General features: G+C 75.1%; 26 protein-coding genes. 19 read left to right on the top strand and 7 right to left on the bottom strand.

From position 1 onward, the window contains the following. Positions 1–3: 3 nt before the first annotated feature. The 3 genes from BLU55_RS10125 to ilvA are packed head-to-tail and all read left to right on the top strand — an operon-like array spanning position 4 to position 3,907. Complete coding sequence (locus BLU55_RS10125; protein ID WP_091729148.1) at positions 4–1,374, top strand: glutamate mutase L; 1,371 nt, start codon at positions 4–6, stop codon at positions 1,372–1,374. Further along, positions 1,353–2,708: an AI-2E family transporter gene (locus BLU55_RS10120; RefSeq protein ID WP_231916817.1), complete on the top strand. Its 1,356-nt coding sequence runs from the start codon at positions 1,353–1,355 to the stop codon at positions 2,706–2,708. Before BLU55_RS10125 ends, BLU55_RS10120 begins: the two co-directional genes overlap by 22 nt. Beyond that, positions 2,705–3,907, top strand: a complete 1,203-nt coding sequence (ilvA, locus tag BLU55_RS10115; RefSeq protein WP_091729145.1) for a threonine ammonia-lyase — start codon at positions 2,705–2,707, stop codon at positions 3,905–3,907. The genes BLU55_RS10120 and ilvA overlap by 4 nt, the downstream gene beginning before the upstream one ends. A gap of 28 nt (positions 3,908–3,935) precedes the next feature. Here ilvA and greA read toward each other — a convergent pair whose 3' ends face one another. Further along, the gene (greA, locus tag BLU55_RS10110; RefSeq protein WP_091729142.1) at positions 3,936–4,430 is read right to left on the bottom strand and encodes a transcription elongation factor GreA; all 495 of its coding nucleotides are present in this window, start codon (positions 4,428–4,430) and stop codon (positions 3,936–3,938) included. Between the two features lie 123 nt (positions 4,431–4,553). Further along, positions 4,554–5,003 (bottom strand): DUF4307 domain-containing protein, encoded by a 450-nt coding sequence (locus BLU55_RS10105; RefSeq protein ID WP_091729139.1) that lies wholly within the window; start codon positions 5,001–5,003, stop codon positions 4,554–4,556. Between the two features lie 41 nt (positions 5,004–5,044). On the opposite strand from BLU55_RS10105, the gene mca reads away from it, so the two are divergent. From mca to BLU55_RS10085, 4 genes are all read left to right on the top strand, one after another. Then, complete coding sequence (gene mca, locus BLU55_RS10100; protein WP_091729137.1) at positions 5,045–5,917, top strand: mycothiol conjugate amidase Mca; 873 nt, start codon at positions 5,045–5,047, stop codon at positions 5,915–5,917. A 78-nt stretch (positions 5,918–5,995) separates the two neighbouring features. Next, positions 5,996–6,247 carry a hypothetical protein gene (locus BLU55_RS10095; protein WP_091729134.1) on the top strand — a complete coding sequence of 84 codons (252 nt, stop codon included), beginning with the start codon at positions 5,996–5,998 and terminating at the stop codon, positions 6,245–6,247. Positions 6,248–6,289: 42 nt separating this feature from the next. Then, entirely contained in the window at positions 6,290–7,072 is a 783-nt protein-coding gene (locus BLU55_RS10090; RefSeq protein ID WP_157682818.1) for a hypothetical protein, read from the top strand. Between the two features lie 103 nt (positions 7,073–7,175). Then, complete coding sequence (locus BLU55_RS10085) at positions 7,176–8,633, top strand: PepSY-associated TM helix domain-containing protein (protein ID WP_091729128.1); 1,458 nt, start codon at positions 7,176–7,178, stop codon at positions 8,631–8,633. 15 nt (positions 8,634–8,648) lie between these two features. Here the strand turns inward: BLU55_RS10085 and BLU55_RS10080 are convergent, their stop codons facing one another. The 4 genes from BLU55_RS10080 to BLU55_RS10065 are packed head-to-tail and all read right to left on the bottom strand — an operon-like array spanning position 8,649 to position 10,845. Then, the gene (locus BLU55_RS10080) at positions 8,649–9,266 is read right to left on the bottom strand and encodes a class I SAM-dependent methyltransferase (RefSeq protein ID WP_091729125.1); all 618 of its coding nucleotides are present in this window, start codon (positions 9,264–9,266) and stop codon (positions 8,649–8,651) included. Then, positions 9,266–9,694 carry a thioredoxin family protein gene (locus tag BLU55_RS10075; protein WP_091729123.1) on the bottom strand — a complete coding sequence of 143 codons (429 nt, stop codon included), beginning with the start codon at positions 9,692–9,694 and terminating at the stop codon, positions 9,266–9,268. Before BLU55_RS10075 ends, BLU55_RS10080 begins: the two co-directional genes overlap by 1 nt. A gap of 9 nt (positions 9,695–9,703) precedes the next feature. Next, positions 9,704–10,264: a hypothetical protein gene (locus BLU55_RS10070; RefSeq protein ID WP_157682817.1), complete on the bottom strand. Its 561-nt coding sequence runs from the start codon at positions 10,262–10,264 to the stop codon at positions 9,704–9,706. Next, positions 10,261–10,845 carry an RNA polymerase sigma factor gene (locus BLU55_RS10065; RefSeq protein ID WP_091729119.1) on the bottom strand — a complete coding sequence of 195 codons (585 nt, stop codon included), beginning with the start codon at positions 10,843–10,845 and terminating at the stop codon, positions 10,261–10,263. The genes BLU55_RS10070 and BLU55_RS10065 overlap by 4 nt, the downstream gene beginning before the upstream one ends. A 185-nt stretch (positions 10,846–11,030) precedes the next feature. Between BLU55_RS10065 and BLU55_RS10060 the strand changes: the two genes are divergently transcribed. From BLU55_RS10060 to BLU55_RS10010, 11 genes are all read left to right on the top strand, one after another. Beyond that, a complete protein-coding gene (locus tag BLU55_RS10060) occupies positions 11,031–11,471 on the top strand; it encodes an Asp23/Gls24 family envelope stress response protein (protein WP_091729118.1) in 441 nt (146 codons plus the stop codon). Continuing rightward, on the top strand, positions 11,468–11,848 hold the full coding sequence (locus tag BLU55_RS10055; RefSeq protein WP_231916816.1) for a hypothetical protein: 381 nt from the start codon (positions 11,468–11,470) through the stop codon (positions 11,846–11,848). Before BLU55_RS10060 ends, BLU55_RS10055 begins: the two co-directional genes overlap by 4 nt. Next, the gene (locus BLU55_RS10050; protein WP_091729116.1) at positions 11,845–12,174 is read left to right on the top strand and encodes a hypothetical protein; all 330 of its coding nucleotides are present in this window, start codon (positions 11,845–11,847) and stop codon (positions 12,172–12,174) included. The genes BLU55_RS10055 and BLU55_RS10050 overlap by 4 nt, the downstream gene beginning before the upstream one ends. A 39-nt stretch (positions 12,175–12,213) precedes the next feature. Next, entirely contained in the window at positions 12,214–12,396 is a 183-nt protein-coding gene (locus BLU55_RS10045) for a hypothetical protein (protein ID WP_091729115.1), read from the top strand. After that, the gene (locus BLU55_RS10040) at positions 12,389–12,760 is read left to right on the top strand and encodes an Asp23/Gls24 family envelope stress response protein (protein WP_091729113.1); all 372 of its coding nucleotides are present in this window, start codon (positions 12,389–12,391) and stop codon (positions 12,758–12,760) included. The genes BLU55_RS10045 and BLU55_RS10040 overlap by 8 nt, the downstream gene beginning before the upstream one ends. Positions 12,761–12,791: 31 nt before the next feature. After that, positions 12,792–13,427 carry a DUF6286 domain-containing protein gene (locus BLU55_RS10035; RefSeq protein WP_091729112.1) on the top strand — a complete coding sequence of 212 codons (636 nt, stop codon included), beginning with the start codon at positions 12,792–12,794 and terminating at the stop codon, positions 13,425–13,427. Then, complete coding sequence (locus BLU55_RS10030) at positions 13,424–13,993, top strand: hypothetical protein (protein ID WP_091729110.1); 570 nt, start codon at positions 13,424–13,426, stop codon at positions 13,991–13,993. The genes BLU55_RS10035 and BLU55_RS10030 overlap by 4 nt, the downstream gene beginning before the upstream one ends. A gap of 62 nt (positions 13,994–14,055) precedes the next feature. After that, positions 14,056–14,229: a CsbD family protein gene (locus BLU55_RS10025; RefSeq protein ID WP_091729108.1), complete on the top strand. Its 174-nt coding sequence runs from the start codon at positions 14,056–14,058 to the stop codon at positions 14,227–14,229. Between the two features lie 144 nt (positions 14,230–14,373). Next, positions 14,374–15,678, top strand: coding sequence for a Na+/H+ antiporter NhaA (gene nhaA / locus BLU55_RS10020; RefSeq protein ID WP_091729107.1), 1,305 nt, complete (start codon positions 14,374–14,376; stop codon positions 15,676–15,678). Positions 15,679–15,703: 25 nt separating this feature from the next. After that, the gene (locus tag BLU55_RS10015) at positions 15,704–17,239 is read left to right on the top strand and encodes an MFS transporter (RefSeq protein ID WP_091729104.1); all 1,536 of its coding nucleotides are present in this window, start codon (positions 15,704–15,706) and stop codon (positions 17,237–17,239) included. Positions 17,240–17,331: 92 nt separating this feature from the next. Beyond that, entirely contained in the window at positions 17,332–17,820 is a 489-nt protein-coding gene (locus BLU55_RS10010) for a hypothetical protein (RefSeq protein ID WP_091729102.1), read from the top strand. A gap of 122 nt (positions 17,821–17,942) precedes the next feature. On the opposite strand, the gene trhA is transcribed toward BLU55_RS10010, so the two are convergent. Then, positions 17,943–18,704 carry a PAQR family membrane homeostasis protein TrhA gene (gene trhA / locus BLU55_RS10005; RefSeq protein ID WP_091729099.1) on the bottom strand — a complete coding sequence of 254 codons (762 nt, stop codon included), beginning with the start codon at positions 18,702–18,704 and terminating at the stop codon, positions 17,943–17,945. Between the two features lie 139 nt (positions 18,705–18,843). Between trhA and BLU55_RS10000 the strand changes: the two genes are divergently transcribed. Next, positions 18,844–19,620, top strand: a complete 777-nt coding sequence (locus tag BLU55_RS10000; protein WP_091729097.1) for an isoprenyl transferase — start codon at positions 18,844–18,846, stop codon at positions 19,618–19,620. The last annotated feature ends 121 nt before the right edge of the window (positions 19,621–19,741 follow it).

The following is a 19,741-nucleotide window of genomic DNA, read 5'->3' as shown; positions in this document are numbered from 1 at the left end:
CCGGTGACCCCGCTGCTGTGCGTCGACCTCGGGTCGACCTTCACCAAGGCCGCCCTGGTCGACGGCGACACCGGCGAGCTGCTCGCCACCACCAGCCACCCGACGACGGTCGCCACCGACGTCATGGACGGCGTCGACGCCTGCCGGGCCGCCCTGGCCGAGCAGCGCCCCGAGGCCCTCGACGCGCCGCTGCTGGCCTGCTCCTCGGCCGGGGGTGGCCTCCGGATCGCGGTCGTCGGCAACGAGGAGCTGGTGACGGCCGAGGCCGGACGCCGGGTGGCGCTGTCCAGCGGCGGCAAGGTGGTGGCGGTCCTGGGCCGGGCCTCGGGGCAGGCGGACTACCGCGCCCTCGCCGAGCAGACCCGGCCCGACGTGGTGCTGCTGACCGGGGGCACCGACGGCGGCGACGTCGACGGCGCGCTCGCCGGCGCGCGGGCGCTGGTCGCCTCGGGCTGGCGCGGCCCGGTCGTGGTCGCGGCCAACCCCGACGCGGTGCCGCAGCTGCGGGAGGTGCTGGCCGGGTGGCCGGTGCAGGTGGCGGACAACGTGGTGCCGCGCATCGGGGTGCTCGAGCCCGGGCCCGCCCGGCTTGCGATCCGCGAGGCGTTCCTGCGCCACGTCATCGGCGGCAAGGGCCTCTCGACGCGCGTCGACCTGGCCGAGGTGGTCTCGGGCCCCACGCCCGACCTGGTGCTGACCGGCGTCGAGGTGCTGGCGGCCGAGACCGGCGACGACGTGGTCGTGGTCGACGTCGGCGGTGCCACCACCGACGTCCACTCCGTGGTCCGGCTCGACCCGGAGGAGGCCGGCCTGGCGCGCGAGGTGGTCGCACCCAGCCCGGTCACCCGCACCGTGGAGGGCGACCTCGGGATGCGCTGGAGCGCCGCCTCGACGTGGGAGGCCGCGACCGGGGCCGGCCTGGAGCCCGCCCTGCCGCAGTCCGCCGCCCTGCGCCGGACCGAGGACCCGGACCTGCTGCCCGCCACGCCCGCCGAGGTCGAGGAGGACCTGGCCCTGGCGCGGGTGGCGGCGACGCTCGCGGTGCGCCGCCACGTCGGTCGCTCGCGGGTCGTCGTGGGACCCGACGGGCGCCGGGTGGAGCGCTCGGGCACCGACCTGCGCGAGGTGGGCCTGCTCGTGGGGTCCGGCGGGGTGCTGCGCCACGCCGACCCCGCGCGCGCGGCCGCCCTGCTGGACGGCCTGGTGGGCCCCTCGCCGGAGGGCTGGCAGCTGCCCGACCACCCGCGCGTGGTGGTCGACCGCGACTACGTCCTGGCGGCCGTCGGGCTGCTCGCGACGAGCCACGACGACCGCCGCGCGGCTGCCGCCGCGCTCGCGCGTAGCCTGGCCCGGTGGCACTCGACCGGGGTCTGAGGACCCGCCTGCGCATCCCCTCCCGCACCGGCCATCGGGTCCGGGCGGTGGAGGAGCAGGCACGCCGCGAGCTGGAGACCGTCGAGCTGCGCGAGCGGATCGCCCAGCAGTGGGCCGAGGTCCGCGCGACCCGGCGCAGCATGGACGCCGAGCCGAGGATCACCGGCGGGGTCAGCAACTTCAGCCGCGCCAAGGTGCCCTACGGCGTGGACCTGGCCGCGGCCTGGGGGTGGCGCTTCCTGGTGATCTGCGCGGCCGGCGCGATCATCCTCTACCTGCTGCAGTTCTTCATGGTGATGGTGCTGCCGCTGGTCATCGCCCTGCTGCTGGCCGCCCTGTTCTCCCCGGTGGTCCACCGCCTCGGACGCCTCGGGGTGCCGCGCAAGCTGGGCGCGCTGCTCGTGGTGCTGCTGCTGGTCGGGATCGTGGCGCTGTCCGCGACCTTCGTCGGCAACCAGGTGGCGCAGGGGGTCAGCGACCTCTCCACGCAGGTCGGCAGCGGCGTGGGCCAGATCCGCGCCTGGCTGCGCGACGGACCGCTCCAGGTCACCGACTCCCAGATCAGCACGGCCCTGGGCGAGGCGCAGGCCCAGCTCACCTCGCTCGGCGACAACGCCGTGGAGACGCTGAGCGAGCTCGGCACCACGCTCGGGCACGTCGTGGCCGGCATCTTCATCGTGCTGTTCGCGACGTACTTCTTCCTCGCCGACGGTGGCCTGATCTGGGCCTGGCTGGTGCGGCTGTTCCCGCGGGCCGGTCGGCTGCAGGCCGACTCCTCGGGTCGCGTCGCCTGGGCCTCGCTGACCCAGTTCGTCCGGGCCACCGTGCTGGTCGCCGCCGTCGACGCCATCGGGATCGCGGTGGGCGCCGCCGTCCTGGGCGTCCCCTTCGTCGGGGCCATCGGCGTGCTGGTGTTCCTCGGCTCCTTCGTCCCCATGATCGGGGCGGCCATCAGCGGCACCGTGGCCGTGCTGGTCGCGCTCGTGGCGCAGGGCCCGGTGACGGCGCTCATCATGCTCGGCGTGGTGGTGGCCGTGCAGCAGGTCGAGGCCCACGTGCTGCAGCCGTTCCTCATGGGCCGCTTCGTCTCCGTGCACCCGCTCGGCGTCATCGTCGCGATCGCGATGGGCGTCCTGGTGGCCGGCATCGCGGGCGCGCTCATCGCGGTGCCGCTCGCCGCCTCCCTCAACGCCGTGGTCCAGCACCTCGCCCGTCACACCGACGTGGGACAGGACGCCGACGAGGCGACCGACGACGACCCCATCCCCGTCGCGGGCACGCCCGCACCCGACGCCGACGGGCCGGAGCCGGCCCCCGAGGGGAGCCCCGCATGAGCGTGACGCTGGCCGACATCGAGCAGTGCCGCGAGGTCGTCGACGCCGTGGCACTGCGCACCGCGATGGAGGAGTCGCGGTGGCTGCAGAACATCGTGGGCGGCCAGGTGCTCCTCAAGTGCGAGAACCTGCAGCGCACCGGGTCGTTCAAGATCCGCGGCGCCTACGTGCGGCTGTCGCGGCTCTCCGCCGACGAGCGCGCCCGCGGCGTGGTCGCGGCCTCGGCCGGCAACCACGCGCAGGGCGTCGCGCTGGCCGCGCAGCTGCTCGGCATCACCGCCACCGTCTTCATGCCCGAGGGTGCGCCCATCCCCAAGGCCAACGCCACGCGCGGGTACGGCGCCGACGTGCGCTTCCACGGGGAGTCGCTCACCGAGGCGCTGGTCGCCGCGCAGGAGCACGCCGACGCCACCGGGGCGGTGTTCATCCACCCCTTCGACCACCCCGACATCATGTCCGGGCAGGGCACCTGCGGCCTCGAGATCCTCGAGCAGGCCCCCCAGGCCCGCACGGTCCTGGTGCCGACCGGGGGCGGCGGCCTGCTCGCGGGCGTCGCCCTGGCCATCAAGGCCAAGCGGCCCGACGTCCGCGTCGTCGGCGTCCAGGCCGCGGGTGCCGCGGCGTACCCCGAGTCGCTGCGCACGGGCGCGCCGGTCGCCCTGCAGCGGATGCTGACGATGGCCGACGGCATCGCGGTCGCCCGGCCCGGCGACCTCACCTTCGCCGCCGTCCGCGACCACGTCGACGAGATCGTCACGGTCTCCGAGGACTCGATGTCACGGGCCCTGGTGCTGCTGCTCGAGCGGGCCAAGATGGTCGTCGAGCCGTCCGGGGCGGCGGCGGTGGCCGCAATCCTCGACGCGCCCCACGCCTTCGAGACCCCGGCGGTCGCCGTGCTCTCGGGCGGCAACGTCGACCCGCTGCTGCTCGGCAACCTGATCCGCCACGGCATGGCCGCGGGCGGGCGCTACCTCAGCATCGGCTGCGTGATCTCCGACCGGCCGGGCGGCCTGGCCACGCTGCTGCGCGACCTCGCCGACGCCGGGGCCAACGTGCTCGAGGTGGTCCACGAGCGGACGTCGGTCTCGCTGCACATCGGCGAGGTGCAGGTGCGGCTCAGCCTGGAGACGCGTGGGGCCCCGCACGCCGAAGCCGTGCTCGCGCGGCTGCGCGAGCACGGCTACGAGGTCGTGCAGTAGGTCCCGACGGGCTCCACCGCCGGGCGGGTCAGCCGGAGTAGGGGACCGCGTCGACGATCTCGGCCTGCTGCTCCTTGCCGTTGGGCAGCGTGTAGGTGACGGTGTCGCCGCGCTTGGCGCCGTCGATGGCCTGGCCGAGCGGGGACTGCGGGGAGTAGACCTTGATGTCGTCGCCGGCCATCTCGCGGGCGCCGAAGAGGAAGGTCTCCTCGAAGTCGAGGCCGACCAGGTTGACGGTGACCTTCATGCCGGGCTCCACGACGCCGTCGTCGGCCGGGGTCTCGCCGACCTGGGCCCGCTCGAGCATCTCGGAGAGCTGCTGGATCCGGCCGTCGATCTTGCCGAGCTCGTCGCGGGCGGCGTGGTAGCCGGCGTTCTCCTTCAGGTCGCCCTCGTCGCGGGCGTCGCTGACGCGCTTGACGATCATCGAGCGCGTCGGGCCGCGCAGCTCTTCCAGCTCGGCCTTCAGCTCGTCGAACTTGGCCTGCGTCAGCCAGACGGCGGCGGAGGTCTGCTCGCTCATGCGGGGCTCCTACGGAAGTGGGGGTCGATCGGGCAAGTAGGCGATGCTACCAACGAGCCCGGTCGGTCTCGAACCGACGCGTCCGGCGCGCCCGCAGGTCAGCACCCGGGTGGGTGCCCCGGGTCAGCGGGGGCGGGATTGGTCGGGGGTGGTGCAGCCGACCATCTCCACGGACGTCGCGCGGCGCTCGGTGCGGACCTGGAGCCGGTAGCCCTTGCGTCCCTCGACCCCCGTGACCGGGAAGCTCTGCTCGCCCACGACGCTGCGGTCGGCGGCGACGGCGCGCACCAGGCACGAGGCGCGGACCGAGGGGTCGGTGAGCTCGACGGTGACGCGGGCGTCGGCCCGGTGCACGCCGACGACGTCGTAGGTCACCATCCGCGACTGCACCTGCGGGGTGGCCTGCGCCCAGGCGGCCCAGGCCACCCAGGCCAGGGCGACCAGGCCCACCACGCCCGACACGACGACCACCCCGCGACGGCCTCCCGGGCGGGGGCGGCCGTAGCGGTCCTGCAGCGCCGGTCCGGAGGACGGCTCGCGGGACGGGTCGGACGGGGGGACGGACTGGCTCACCTGCCCATTCTCCCACCCGGGGGTTTCCCTAGGATGGGCGCATGCTGCGCCTGATGCACGTGCACGCCCACCCCGACGACGAGTCGAGCAAGGGTGCTGCCTCGACGGTGAAGTACGTCCGCGAGGGGGTGGACGTCCACGTCGTCACCTGCACCGGCGGGGAGCGGGGCTCGATCCTCAACCCCAAGATGGAGCGCCCCGACGTCCTGGAGAACATCACCGAGATCCGGCGCGCGGAGATGGACGCCGCCCGCGAGATCCTCGGCGTGCGCCAGGACTGGCTCGGCTACGTCGACTCCGGGTGGCCCGAGGGCGACCCCAAGCCGCCGCTGCCCGAGGGGTGCTTCGGCCTGGTGGACCCCGAGGTGGCCGCCGAGCCGCTGGTCCGGCTGATCCGGGAGCTGCGCCCGCACGTCGTCACGACGTACGACGAGAACGGCGGCTACCCCCACCCGGACCACATCATGTGCCACAAGATCTCCATGGTGGCCTTCGAGGCGGCCGGCGACCCCGAGCGCTACCCCGAGGCGGGCGAGCCCTGGCAGCCGCTGAAGCTCTACTACCAGCACGGGTTCAACCGGCCCCGCTTCGTCGCGATCCACGAGGCCATGGAGGCCGCCGGGCTCGAGTCGCCCTTCGCCGAGCGGCTGCAGGAGTGGAAGGTCGACCCCGAGCACGACGCCCGGATCACCACCCGGGTGCCCTGCGGGGAGTACTTCGAGGTGCGCGACCGCGCGCTGATCGCCCACGCCACCCAGATCGACCCCGACGGCTTCTTCTTCAAGGCGCCGATCGAGATCCAGCAGCGGGTGTGGCCCACCGAGGAGTTCGAGCTCGTGACCTCCCACGTGGAGACCACGCTGCCCGAGGACGACCTGTTCGCCGGCATCCGCGGGCGCGACGACCTCGACTGAGGGACCAGGCCGGGCCCGCCCCCTGCCGGGGTCCGAGCCACTGGTGCGGCTGCTTGGCGTTCTTGCGACAATGGGGTCATGGACCTCCTGCTCAGCCACGTCTTCGTCCTCCTCCCGCAGGCCCTCGACCCGGTGCCGCAGGACGACGACGTCAAGGCGGGCTGGCTGGCGTTCTGGATCTTCGTGGCGCTGTGCGTGGCCACGGCGCTGCTGTGCTGGAGCCTGGTACGCCAGCTGCGGCGCACCCGCGAGAACGCCGCCCGCGGCGTCTTCGGGCCCGTCGAGGAGCCCCGCACCACCGACGACGCCGACGGCCCCGTCACGCGCTGAGCGCGCCGACCACCCGCCGCCGACCGTGACCGTCCCCCTGCCGTGAGCGCGCGGGCGAGCGCGGACCGGGCGGTGGGCCCGATGCTGTGGGGGCGCGCCCTGACGCTGTCGGTCGTGGCGCTGAGCGTGGGCTCGGCCGCGCACGCCGAGGCCGGCGGCCTGCTGCCCGGCCCCCTGGCGCTGGCCGTCCTGGCGGTGCTCGGCACCCTCGCGGCGCTGCCGCTGCTGCGGCGACCCGCCTCCACGCTGCGGCTGGTCGTGCTCACCGTCCTCGGCCAGACGGCCGTGCACACCGCCCTGGCCGTGGTGGCCGGGCACCGGGGCGACCCGGTCGCCGGGCCCGCGCACGCCCCCGTGGCCCCGGCCGTGCCCCAGGTGCCCGTCGGCAGCGGGGCCGCCCGCGGCTCCTACTTCGAGGTGGCCTACGACGCCGCCCCCGCGTCCCTCGCGGGCGACGGGTCGGGCGGCCCGGTCGTGCCCGCCCCGCTGCTCCACGCGCTCACCGACGTGGTCGACCAGCCGGTGATGGCGCTGGCCCACCTGCTCGCCGCCGCGGCGTGCGGCTGGTGGCTCGCCCGCGGGGAGCGGGCGCTGTGGGCGCTCGTGACCCTCGTCGCCCAGGTGGCCGACCAGGTCGCCGTCCAGCCGTGGACCAGGGCCGTGGCCCGCTGCGTCGCGGCGGCGACCCTCACCGCGCGCGCCGCCTCCCACGGCGCGCGGGCGCGCGGCCCACGACCGCCGCTGCTGCTCCTCGAGCCGCCACCGCGCGGCTCGCAGACCCACCGACGCTGCGTCTCGCGGCGCGGCCCCCCGCTCGCGGCCTGACACCCGACCCACCTCTCCTCGCGCCCCGGCGCCGTCCACGCACGTCACCGCACGTCCGTGAGCCGGTGCCGCCTGCGCGACCCCGTCAGCCAGGAGCTCCCGCATGTCCGTCTCGACCCGTCCCGCCCTGCCCACCCCACCCGGCCCCCACGGGCCCTCCCGCGACCGGCCACCCCGACCGCAGCGGGGAGGGGGCGGCTGGTTCCGCGCCGTGTGGCGCTGGCACTTCTACGCCAGCTTCGTCGTCCTCCCGGTCCTGCTCGTGCTGGCCGTGACCGGGCTGGTCTACCTGTTCCGCTTCCAGCTCGAGCCCGCGCTGCACCCCGACCTGATGCGCGTCGAGCAGCCCGCCGACCGCGACGTCGTGCAGCCGTACGCCGGGCAGCTGCGGGCCGTCGAGCGGGCCCACCCCGACGCCACGGTGGTCTCCCTCGCCGAGCCGCGCGACGCCGGCCGCAGCACCGTCGTGTCCGTCACCGAGGCCGACGGCTCGGGCCGCGAGGTCTTCGTCGACCCCTGGACCGCCGAGGTGCTCGGCGACCTCGACCCCGACACCACGGTGAGCGGCACCGCCATCCGGGTGCACGCCGACCTGATGGCCGGCCGCCCGGGCGACCTGCTCGTGGAGCTCGGCACCTGCTGGGCGATCGTGATGACGCTGAGCGGCTACTACCTGTTCGTGCGCGGCCGTCGGGCGCGTCGCCGCGGGGTCGCGTCCGGGCGTCGTGGCGCACGGCTGCGCTCGCGGCACGGCGCGGTCGGCGCCGTCGCCGGGGTGGGGCTGCTCGCGATGCTGGTGACCGGCCTGCCCTGGACCGGGGTGTGGGGCGAGCAGGTGCAGGGCCTCGCGACGCGGACCGGGTCGTCGCTGTGGAGCACCGACCACGGGGCGCAGTCCGAGCCGCTGTCCACGCTCGACGAGTCGCTGCCGCACAGCCACGCCGAGGTGCCGTGGGCGCAGCAGCGCAGCGAGGTGCCGCGCTCCGAGCCGCCGTCGCCGGGCCACGCCGACGGGTCGGTCGCGGTCGCCAACGTCGACACCGCGATCGAGGTCGCCGCAGCGCAGGGGCTGCGACGTCCGATGACGGTGGCGCTGCCGGGCGACGAGTCCGGCACCTTCTCGGTGATCGGCTACGCCTTCGACGCGCCCAGCGACGAGCGCACGGTCCACGTCGACCAGTACGGCGGCACGGTGCGGTCGTCGTACGGCTACGACGACTACCCGGCGCTGGCCCGGGTGGTGTCCCAGGGGATCGGGCTGCACGAGGGCCGCAGCCTCGGGGCCCTCAGCTTCGTGGCCGCCGCGGCGTTCTGCCTGGCGGTCCTGGTGCTGTGCGTCACCGGGCCGCTGATGTGGTGGCGGCGCCGGCCCTCGGGTCGGCGCACGGGCGCGCCGCGCGGCCGGCTCCCGGTGCGGGCGACGCCCTGGTTGGCGGTGGCCCTGGTCGCGCTGGGGGTCTTCCTGCCCGTCTTCGGGGTCAGCCTGCTGCTGGTGCTGCTGCTCGACCGCTTCGTGCTGCGTCGGGTGCCGGCCCTGGGGAGGTTCTTCGAGACCACCTGAGCGGGCGGCCGCGGGTCAGGTCCGGCGCACGTGGACGAGCACGTCCCACGCGGTGCCGGCCGGCCCGTGGCCGTCGGCCGCGGGGACGGTGCGCGGCACCCGGTCGGCGTGGAGCACCTCGACCGGGACCGCGCCCGGTCCCTGCAGGTCGGCCAGCACGTCCGCCGCGGTGCACAGCACCGTGGCGTCCTGGGGGCCGCCGACGCCGTCGGTCAGGTTGCTCAGGTCGTGGCCGACCAGGTGCAGGTGGCCGCCCGCCCCCAGGGCCGCGACGGCCCGGCGCACCACGGTCGTGCGCTGGTGGGGCGGCAGGTGCAGGTAGGCGACGACGACCAGGTCGAGGTCGTCGGGCAGGGGAGCGGTGAGGGCGTCACCGACCCGCCAGTCGACCCCCACGCCCTGCTCCTCGGCGGCGGCCCGGCCCTTGTCGACCGCGACGGCGGAGAAGTCGAGCGCCGTGACCCGCCAGCCGCGGGACGCCAGCCAGCGCGCGTTGCGGCCCTCGCCGCAGGCCAGGTCGAGGGCCCGGCCCGGGGGCAGGCCGGCCAGGTCGCGCTCGACGAACTGGTTGGGCGTCGCCGACCAGACCAGGGCCGTCGCGGCGTACCGCTCGTCCCAGGCCGCGGCGTCCATCAGGCGCCCGAGCCGGCCTGGCCGGACGACTGGCCGGACGACTGGCCGGACGCCTGGTCCGCCGCCTGGTCCGACCGGGCCGCCAGCTGGCGGCGCACGTCGTCCATGTCGAGGTCGCGCACGGCCGCGATCAGCTGGTCGAGCGCCGGGGCGGGCAGCGCGCCGGGCTGGGAGAAGACCAGGACGCCCTCGCGGAACGCCATCAGCGTCGGGATGGAGCTGACCTGCGCCGCGGCGGCGAGCTGGTGCTGCTCCTCGGTGTTGACGGACCCGAAGGTGAGGTCGGGATGAGCCTCGGAGGCGGCCTCGTAGGTGGGGGCGAACTGGCGGCAGGGGCCGCACCAGCTCGCCCAGAAGTCGACCAGCACGATGTCGTGCGCGGCGACCTGGGCCTCGAAGTTCTCGGCGGTCAGCTCGATGGTTGCCATCCCACGAGCCTACGTCGGGGGCTGGTCCCCGGGCTCCTCGTCGGTCGGGTCGACCAGGTGGGGGTCGCCGACCGTCACGTCGCTGACGTGCACGTGGCTCACGGTGAGGGTGACCAGGTCGTCGCCCGAGGCCGGGGGACCGAGCGCGAGGCCGATCGCCTCGGCGGCGAGCCGTCGGGTGCGGTCGCCGAGCGCGAGGATGTCGTGGCCGTAGCGCACCAGCAGGTCGACGGTGAGCGCGCGCAGCCGGCCCTCGCGGTCGACGTCGAGCAGCACCCGGCCGACGGCCCCGCCCTCGAGCTCCTCGTCGACGTGGGCCCGGACCTGGGCGACCAGGACGAGCGAGCTGACCCGCAGCCACGACCGGTCGCCGCGGGCACGGACGAGCTCGGCGCGCCGCGGTGTGGACAGGGAGCGCCGCAGCACGGCGTCGGCGATCTCGACCGAGCGCGGGAGGGGTCGGGCGCGGAGCGCCTGGGTGGCCAGGTCGAGGGTCTCGGTGGGGGGCTCCTCCGGGGAGGACGCCGCCGGGGACGCCGAGGAGGACGCCGGGTCGAACGAGGCGGTCATCGCCACTGCTCCATCCTGATAGCGAGCGTGCGTCGGGCCCGGTGCAGCTGTCCGCGCACCACGGTGGGGGTGGTGTCGAGCACCCGGGCGATGTCGTCGTAGGAGAAGCCCTCCAGCTCGCGCAGCAACCAGCTGGCCCGTTGCCTCCACGGTAGTTCCATGAGCGCGAGGGTCAACGTGTGCCACAGCTCGTCGGCCAGCACGGCCTGGGCGGGGTCCTGCGGGCGGGCGGAGGCGGGGGTGCTCCGGTCGAGGATCGGCTCGAGCAGCTCCCCGTCGAGGGCGACGGGTCGTCGTCGGCGCCGGACCTCGAGCGCCTCGCGGGAGACGATCGAGAACAGCCACGTGGAGAAGGTCGAGGTGCCGCGGAAGTCGGGCAGTCCGCGCCAGGCCTTGACCCACGCCTCCTGGACGGTGTCCTCGGCCAGGCCGGTGTCGCTGTCGAGCATGCGCAGGGCGAAGCGGAACGTCGAGGGGAACAGCCGGCGGAACAGCTCCTCGTACGCCGCGCGGTCGCCCAGGCCGGCGCGGCGGGCGAGCGCCTGCTGCGTCGCTGCCGCGAGGGCGTCGTCGTCCGGCACGGTAGGCCTCCTGGTCGGTGGACCACGTCCTCCGCACGGCGTGCGTCGCGACGTCCTGCACCTGAGTGCCCCTCGAGGGGCGGGTGCGCGGTGTGAACTGGGTCACACCCGCGTGACGATCCGGGGGTGAGGCCCGTCCAACCTCCGTACCCACAACGCACCGCAACCACGAGAGGACGGTTTCCATGACCGACAAGTCCGTAGAGAAGACCACCACCTCCAACCAGCTGGTGGGCAAGGACGGCCGCACGACCATCGCCGACACCGTCGTGTCGAAGATCGCCGGCATCGCCGCCCGTGAGGTCTCCGGCGTGTACGCCCTCGGTGGCGGTGCCGCCCGCGCCGTCGGCGCGCTGCGCGAGCGCATCCCCGGCAGCAGCACCAACCACTCCCAGGGCGTCTCCGTCGAGGTCGGCGAGCGCCAGGCCGCGGTGGACGTGCAGCTCGTCGCGGAGTACGGCGTGAGCCTGGCCGACCTGGCCAGCGGCATCCGTCGCAACGTCATCGCCTCGATCGAGCGGATGACCGGCCTCGAGGTCACCGAGGTCAACATCGAGATCCAGGACGTGCACCTCGAGACCGAGGAGAACACCGAGGACACCTCGAGCGAGCCGCGGGTCAAGTGAGCGACCCCGAGCAGCTCGGCGGGCCGGCGGAGGGGGAGACCCCCTCCGCGGCCGGCGGGGCGCACGCAGCGGACCCGGTGACGCCTCCGGCCGCCGCTCCGCAGGCGCCGGCGGAGGGGGTCGACCGCGTCGCCGAGGCCGTCCTCGCGGTGCCCGGCGTCGTCGGGCTCCACGCCGGGTCGTTCGGCGAGGTCGCGACCTACCTGGTGGGACGCAGCGTCGCGGGGATCCGCGAGCGCGGCGACGTCACCGAGGTGCACGTGACCGTGCGCATGGGGTCGGTCCTGCTCGACGTGGCCGACCAGGTCCGTGCCGCGGTGGCCGCGGTCACCGCCGGTGAGGTCGAGGTCGTCGTCGAGGACGTCACCGCCGCATGAGCGAGCGCGGTGGTGCGGGTCGCTCGCCCGGGCAGTCGCCCGGGCAGGCCTCGGCCCGCGCCGCCGCTCGCCGGGCGGTCATCCGCCGGCACCACCCCGACGTCGGGGGAGACCCCGAGGTCCTGCGCCGCGAGCTCGCCGCGCTCGAGGACCCGGCACCCGCTCCGACGCTCGACCCCCGGGTGGAGCTGCGGGCCCCGGGCCGGTGGCAGCCGGTCGCCCGCGTCGCCACCCGCACCCGTCGCGTCGTACGCCGCCGCACCCGCGAGCTGCGTGCCCGCCTGCCCCACGGCTGGCCGGGCTCGCGCCGCTGGACCGATCTGTGACCCGTTCCATCCGCATCCCCCCTCCCAGGAGTGATTGACATGACCACCTCCACCATCGGCCTCATCGCCGGCCTGCTGCTCGCCATCGCCGCGGCCGCGGGCGGCTTCGCCGGCTTCCTCATCGCCCTCGTGCTCGGCACCGCCGGCTACGTCATCGGCGGTCACTACGACGGCGAGGTGGACCTGAGCGCCGTCTTCGGCAAGCGGGGCGACCGTGGCTGACCCCACGACGCCCGCCACGCCTCCCGAAGAGCGCGGCCGCACGGTCATCGCCGACCGGGTCGTGGAGCGGATCGCCTCCGCCGCCGCGGCCGAGGTCGAGGCCGTCACCGACTCGCGCGGCGGCTTCGGTCGTCTCGTGCGCGGCAAGCTGCCCTCCGCCGAGGCGGTCGTGGCCGGGAAGACCTCGCGCATCTCCGTCGAGGTCGGGGCCGTGTGGCCGACGCCGCTGAGCGTGCTGGCCGGCCGCGTCCGCGACCACGTGGGCGAGCGCGTCCACACCCTCGCGGGCGTCGAGGTCACCGCGGTCGACGTCACCGTCGCCGACGTCGTCCACAGCACCGACTCCGCACGCCGCGTCCAGTGACGCGGCCCCACCTCATCGAGAGGACACCGTCATGACCCAGTCCGTGACCCAGTCCGCGACCCAGTCCGGTGGTCCCGGGCAGTCCGGTACCGAGCCGGCGGCCCGTCCCGGCGCGGACGGCGCCATGCAGGCGGCCAAGCCGCCGGTCGGCGTCGGCGCCTCGCCGCTGGTCGCCCAGCTGGTCGCCCTGGCCCTGATCGCGCTCGGGGTGGTCGGGATCCAGGCGCTGCTCAGCACCACCGGAGCGATCGCGCAGGCTCCCTGGATCACCAGCGCGCTCGACGCCGTCGACGGCACCGCCTCCGACGCCCCCGTCGTGCTCGTGGTGGCCGTCGTGGCCATCGTGCTGGGCCTGCTGGTGCTGCCGATCGCCTTCAAGCGGCGGCCGCGCAAGTCCCTCGAGCTCGCCGCCCACACCGGTGTCCGGCTGCGGACCCGCGACCTGGCCCGCATCGCGAGCACCGCCGTGGAGGGCGCCGACGGCGTCACCGACGTCAAGGTCACCGCCACCCGCCGCAAGCTCCGCGTCGTGGCCACCAGCGTGGCCGCGAAGGACCGCAACGGTGCCGTCGTCGACGACATCGGCCGTCGCCTGGCCCCCACGCTGGAGGCCCTGGAGTCGCGTCCCAAGCTCGCCGTCTCGGTCCGCAACGAAGGAGTGTCATGACCTCGCGCCGCACGCTGTTCCTCGACCGGGTGGCCACGCTGCTCCTCGCCCTGCTCCTCGTCGCCGGCGGCGCCGCCGCGGCGTACTGGTGGAGCGGCCGGAGCTCGCTGCCGGGCACCCTCGACACCGGTGCCGTGCGCGACGTCGTCGACGCCGCGTGGTTCAGCTGGATCGCCGCCCTCGTGGGCCTGGTGCTGATCCTGCTGGGGCTGCGCTGGATCGCCGCCCACCTCGGGCGTCCCACCGTGTCCAAGCTGCACCTCAAGGGCTCCGGCTCGCAGGGGCGGCTGGACGTGGCCGGCAGCAAGGTCGCGGGCGCCGCGGCCTCGGCGCTGGCCGACACCATCGGCGTGCGCAGCGCCCGGGGCACCGTGGTCCGTGACCGCGGCCAGCTCGTGGCCAAGCTCACCGCCGTCATCGAGCCGGAGGCCGACCTCAGGGTCGTGGCCCGCCAGGCCGACATCGTCTCGGCGCAGCTGCGCCAGGTCCTCGAGCGTGAGGACGTCCGTTGCAGCGTCGAGATCCGGGTGGCGACTTTCGCTCGCTCGTTGGCACGTGCCCGCTAGTGTCGAAAGCGGCGTGACCCGGTAACAACCCCATCCCGCTACACCTGACGAGAGGAAACACCATGTCGCTTGCTGACAAGGCGAAGAACGCTGCCGAGGACCTCAAGGGCAAGGCCAAGGAGGCCGTCGGCGACGTCAAGAACGACGACCAGCTCAAGGCGGAGGGCAAGGCCGACCAGACCAAGGCCTCCACCAAGAAGGCCGGCGAGAACGTCAAGGACGCCTTCAAGTCCTGATCTCTCCTCACTGCCAGGGGCTCCGCCGATCCGGCGGAGCCCCTGTCGCACGTCCGGGGCCGGGCCGGCGCCGGTAGAGTGCGACGCGGTGTGCCGGGAAGTCTGGTCGGCGGTCGTTTCCCCCACCCCGAGAGCGAGCACCCGATGAGCACACCCCCCGCCCGACGCGCGCTGCTGGCGCGGGGCTCGTGGTCCGAGACCACCCGGATCGCCGAGGTGCTGCGCCGCGAGACCGTGGGCGGCGCCCTGCTGCTGGTGGCCACCGTGGCCGCGCTGGTGTGGGCCAACCTCGACGGAGCGTCGTACGCCGCGCTGCGCGACACCGTCGTGGGGCCCGAGGCCCTCCACCTCGACCTCTCCCTCGGCACCTGGGCGGCCGACGGCCTGCTGGCCGTCTTCTTCTTCGTGGTCGGCCTCGAGCTCAAGCGCGAGTTCGTCGCGGGCGACCTGCGCGACCCGCGTCGGGCCGCGCTGCCGATCCTGGCCGCGGTCGGCGGCATGGTGGCACCGGCGCTGGTGTTCGTGGCGGTCAACCTGGGCACCGGGGGAGACGCGCTGCGGGGCTGGGCCATCCCCACCGCGACCGACATCGCCTTCGCGCTCGCCGTGCTGGCCGTGGTGGGGCGCCACCTGCCGACGGCGCTGCGCACCTTCCTGCTCACCCTGGCCGTGGTGGACGACCTGCTCGCCGTCACGGTGATCGCGGTCTTCTACACCTCCGACCTGTCGTGGTGGCCGCTGCTGGGCGCGCTGGTGCCGATCGGCCTGTTCGCGCTGCTGGTGCAGCGGCGGATCTGGTCCTGGTGGCTGCTGGTCCCTCTCGCCGTGGCCGCCTGGGTGCTGGTGCACGAGTCGGGCGTGCACGCGACCGTGGCCGGGGTCCTGCTCGGCTTCACGGTGCCGGTGGTCCGCAGCCGGGCCGCCGGGGGACCCGAGGCGGGGCCGGGGCTGGCCGAGCACCTCGAGCACCTGGTGCGGCCGCTGTCCGCAGGGTTCGCGGTGCCGGTGTTCGCCTTCTTCGCCTCCGGCGTGACCATCGGCGGGGCCGCCGGGCTGCGCGACTCGCTGGCCGACCCCGTGGCCCTGGGCATCGTCGCCGGCCTGGTCCTCGGCAAGACGGTCGGCGTCCTCGGCACGACGTACGCCGTGTCCCGCTTCACCCGTGCCGACCTCGACCCCGACCTGCGGTGGCTCGACGTGCTCGGCGTCTCGGTGCTCGCCGGCATCGGCTTCACCGTGTCGCTGCTGATCGGGGAGCTGGCCTTCGGCCAGGGCAGCGCGCGCGACGACCACGTCAAGGTCGCGGTGCTGACCGGGTCCCTGGTCGCCGGGCTGCTGGCCGGGCTGCTGCTGCGCAGCCGCGACCGGGCCTACCGCCGCATCGAGGAGGCCGACCGGGTCGACCTCGACGCCGACGGCATCCCCGACGCCTACCAGCGCGACAGCTGAGCCGCCGCGGGGCGATGATCGGTCGGTGAGCCGTCCCGACCCCGCCCCCGCTGCCACCGGACCCGAGGAGCCCCTGCGGTGGGGCGAGGCCCGCGCCCGGTGGGTGCTGGGCGCGACCGTGCTCGGCGCGGCCCTCACCTTCATCGACGGCACCGTCGTCAACCTGGCCCTGCCGCACCTCGCCGAGGACCTCGGCGCCGGGTCCCAGTCGCTGACCTGGGTCGTCAAAGGCTACACCCTGGCGCTGGCCTCGCTGGTCCTGCTCGGGGGCGCGCTCGGCGACCGGCTCGGCCGACGTCGGACCTACGTCGTGGGGGTGGTCGGCTTCGCCGCGGCGTCGCTCGCGTGCGGCCTGGCCCCCAGCGTCGAGGTGCTGGTCGCGGCGCGGGTGGTGCAGGGCGTGGCCGCCGCGCTGCTGACCCCCGGCAGCCTCGCCCTGCTCCAGGCGGGCTTCGCCCCGGAGGACCGCTCGCGCGCCATCGGGGCCTGGTCGGGCCTGACGGGCGTGGCCGGGGCGATCGGTCCGTTCCTGGGCGGCTGGATCATCGAGGTGGCCGACTGGCGGTGGGCCTTCCTGGTCAACCTGCCGGTCGCGGCGGTGGTGGTGGTGGTCACCCGTCGCCACGTGCCGGAGTCCCGTCCGGTGGGCGACGGCGCCCCTCTCGACTACCCGGGCGCCGGGCTGCTGGTGGTGGCCCTGGGCACCCTCACCTTCGCGCTCACGGCCTGGTCGGGCGCGCCGTTCCTCGACCTGCGGGTCGGCGGGATGCTGCTGGCCAGCCTGGTCGTGGGGGCGGTGTTCCTCGCCGTCGAGCACCGGTCCTCCTCCCCGCTGGTGCCGACGCGGCTCTTCGGGTCGCGCGTCTTCGTGGTGGCCAACCTGGCGACGTTCCTGGTGTACGCCGCCCTCGGGGCGCTGTTCTTCTCCCTCGGCCTCGTGCTCCAGGTCGGCGCCGGGCGCTCGCCGCTCGCCGCGGGCCTGGCCCTGATGCCCGTGACGCTGCTCATGCTCCTGCTGTCGGGGCGCGTGGGCGTGCTGATGGAGCGCCGCGGCGCCCGGCTGCCGATGGCCCTGGGACCGCTGCTGGCCGCGCTGGGCGTGGGGCTGCTGACGACCCTCGACGCCGACGTCGACTACGTGAGCGGGGTGCTGCTCCCGATGACGGTCTTCGGCGCCGGACTGACGCTGCTCGTCACGCCGCTCACGGCCACGGTGCTGGCGGCCGCCCCCGACGACGCGGTGGGGCTGGCGAGCGGTGTCAACAACGCGGTGGCGCGCACGTCCGGCCTGCTCGCCGTGGCCGCCGTGCCGCTCGTGGCCGGGCTGGGCGGCACGGCGCTGACCGACCCCGAGCGCGTGGTGGCGGGCTTCGGGGCGGTCGCCTGGTGGTGCGTGGGCCTGCTCCTGGCCGCCTCCCTGCTGGCCGCGGTCGGCGTACCGGGTCGCTCGGGGACCCTGCGGAAGGGGGCCGAGCGGCCGGCGGCGCACCACTGCGCGACCTCGGCGCCACCGCCCGGCGTGCGCCCGGTCGCGGAGCAGGAGCCGTTCACGGCGTCCTGACAGGTCCGCGACAGAGCCCGGACATCCGGGCGCGCCACGCTCCGGGGTCCGAGGCGCCTCACCCGTGGCGCCCGGTGGAACCGAGGAGAGACATGACGGCATCGAAGAAGGCCAAGGCCCTGGCGGTGGGCGGCACGCTCGTCGTCGCCGGGTTCGGCGCGGGAGCGGTCCTGGCCGCGACCGGGTCGGCCTCCGCGACCAGCGGGGGCGCGGGCTACGGCTACGGCGCTCCCGGCGACGCGCGTGGCGACCACGACGGCGACGGCCACCGCGGTGGTCCCGGTGGTGGCGGGCAGGGCGAGACGCCGCTGACCGGCACGACCGCCGACAAGGTGGAGGCCGCCGCCCTGGCGGCGTACCCCGGCGCGACCGTGGACCGGCTCGAGACCGACTCCGAGGGCGTCTACGAGGCCCACGTCACCACCGCGGACGGCGAGCAGCTGGTCGTCCAGGTGGGCCGGGACTTCACCGTGACCGGCACCCAGTCCTTCGACGGCGGTGGCGGTCGCGGCGACCACGACGGCGACGGCCCCGGCGGGGACCGCCCGGCCCCCTCCGAGGAGTCCTCGCCGAGCGCCTGACCGCCCGACGACGGGCCCGGACCGCTCCGGACGCAGGTCCCGAGCGGTCCGGGTCCCCGACGTCGTCCCGACCACGCCGGTGCAGGTCCACCCCGACCCGCCGCGGCTCGGTCCTGGCGGCCCTAGCGCAGGGAGTACGTCGCGATCGACGCCGCGACGTAGTGGCACACGAAGGCCGCGATCGTCAGGGTGTGGAAGACCTCGTGGAAGCCGAACCAGCTCGGGAACGGGTCGGGCTTCTTCAGGCCGTAGACCAGGCCGCCGACCGTGTAGAGGCCGCCGCCGACCATGAGCAGCGTGGTGACCGCCGGGCCGCCGGAGCCGAGCTCGCCGGCGTAGAAGATCGCCACCCAGCCGAGCGCGACGTAGATCGGGGTGTAGATCCAGCGCGGCGCGTTGCTCCAGAAGATCCGGAACAGCACGCCCAGCACGGCGCCGGTCCACACGATCGCGAGCAGGGCGGTGCGTTCGGGCTCCTTCAGCAGGATCAGGGTGAAGGGCGTGTAGGAGCCCGCGATCAGCAGGAAGATGTTGGAGTGGTCGAAGCGCCGCAGGAAGGCGTGCGCCCGGGGCGACCACGTGCCGCGGTGGTAGATCGCGGAGACCGTGAACAGCAGCAGCGCGGTGCCGGCGAAGATCGCCGAGCCGACGCGGGTCGCCACGGTGGGCGACAGGGCCAGCAGCACGATGCCCGCGGCCAGCGCCAGGGGAGCGGTGCCGGCGTGCAGCCATCCGCGCAGCTTGGGCTTGACCTCGGCCTTGACCTCGCGGACCTTCTCGCGCACCTGCTCGGCCGCCTCGTGCCCGCGCCCGGAGACCCGTTCGCCGAGGCCGTCGGGGCTGCGGTCGGTCGAGCGCTCGGGCAGCGGCTGGTCAGGGGCCATGGTGTCCAGGGTACGGACGGATGCGGTGGGTGGACACGGGTCGGGCGCGCGCTGAGGTCGACCTCACAGGGCGGTCCCGGCTCCGCCCGCCGGCCCGAGCAGCCCGACACGGGGCCGCGGCGTGGGTAGAGTCGCTCGCGTGGCGGACTGGAAGCGCGGGTTGCGGCGGGTGCTCTACCCGGCGTACGAGGCCCGCGTCGCACGCCGCCTGCCACCCGAGCGCGTGCCCCGCCACGTCGGCGTGATGCTCGACGGCAACCGTCGCTGGGCCCGCTCCGTGGGGGCCGACACCGCCCACGGCCACCGCGCCGGCGCGGCCAACATCGAGCCGCTGCTCACGTGGTGCGGGGAGATCGGCGTCGAGGTGGTCACGCTGTGGCTGCTCTCCACCGACAACCTCAACCGGCCCTCCGAGGAGCTCGACGACCTGCTCGGCATCATCGGCGACGTCGTGGAGTCCCTGGCCGCGCAGCAGCGCTGGCGGATCCACCCCGTCGGGGCTCTCGACCTGCTGCCGGCGCCGGTCGCGCAGCGCCTCAAGTCCGCCGAGGAGGCGACCCGCGACACCGACGGCTTCATCGTCAACGTCGCCGTCGGCTACGGCGGCCGCCGCGAGATCGCCGACGCCGTGCGCTCGCTGCTGCAGGAGCACGCCGGCCGCGGCACCACGCTCGAGGAGCTCGCCGAGGTGATCGACGTCGAGCACATCGCCGAGCACCTCTACACCAAGGGGCAGCCCGACCCCGACCTCGTGATCCGCACCAGTGGCGAGCAGCGGCTCGGCGGCTTCCTGCTGTGGCAGAGCGCCCAGAGCGAATTCTACTTCTGCGAGGCCTACTGGCCCGACTTCCGGCGGGTGGACTTCCTGCGCGCCGTCCGGGCGTACGCCGAGCGCGAGCGCCGCTTCGGCGCCTGACCCACCGCCTCGACGAGACCCACCTCGACGAAACACAGCGTTCACCCCGCGAGCGGGCGTGTCGCCGTCGACCGGACCGGTGACCGGCCTACTTTCCAGGTGTCGGGCTGCGGGGAAGCAG

The sequence above is a fragment of the Nocardioides scoriae genome (assembly GCF_900104965.1).
Classification (GTDB): domain Bacteria; phylum Actinomycetota; class Actinomycetes; order Propionibacteriales; family Nocardioidaceae; genus Marmoricola; species Marmoricola scoriae.
Note: the sequence above shows the minus strand (reverse complement) of the source record. Positions and strands in the feature narration are given on the sequence as shown.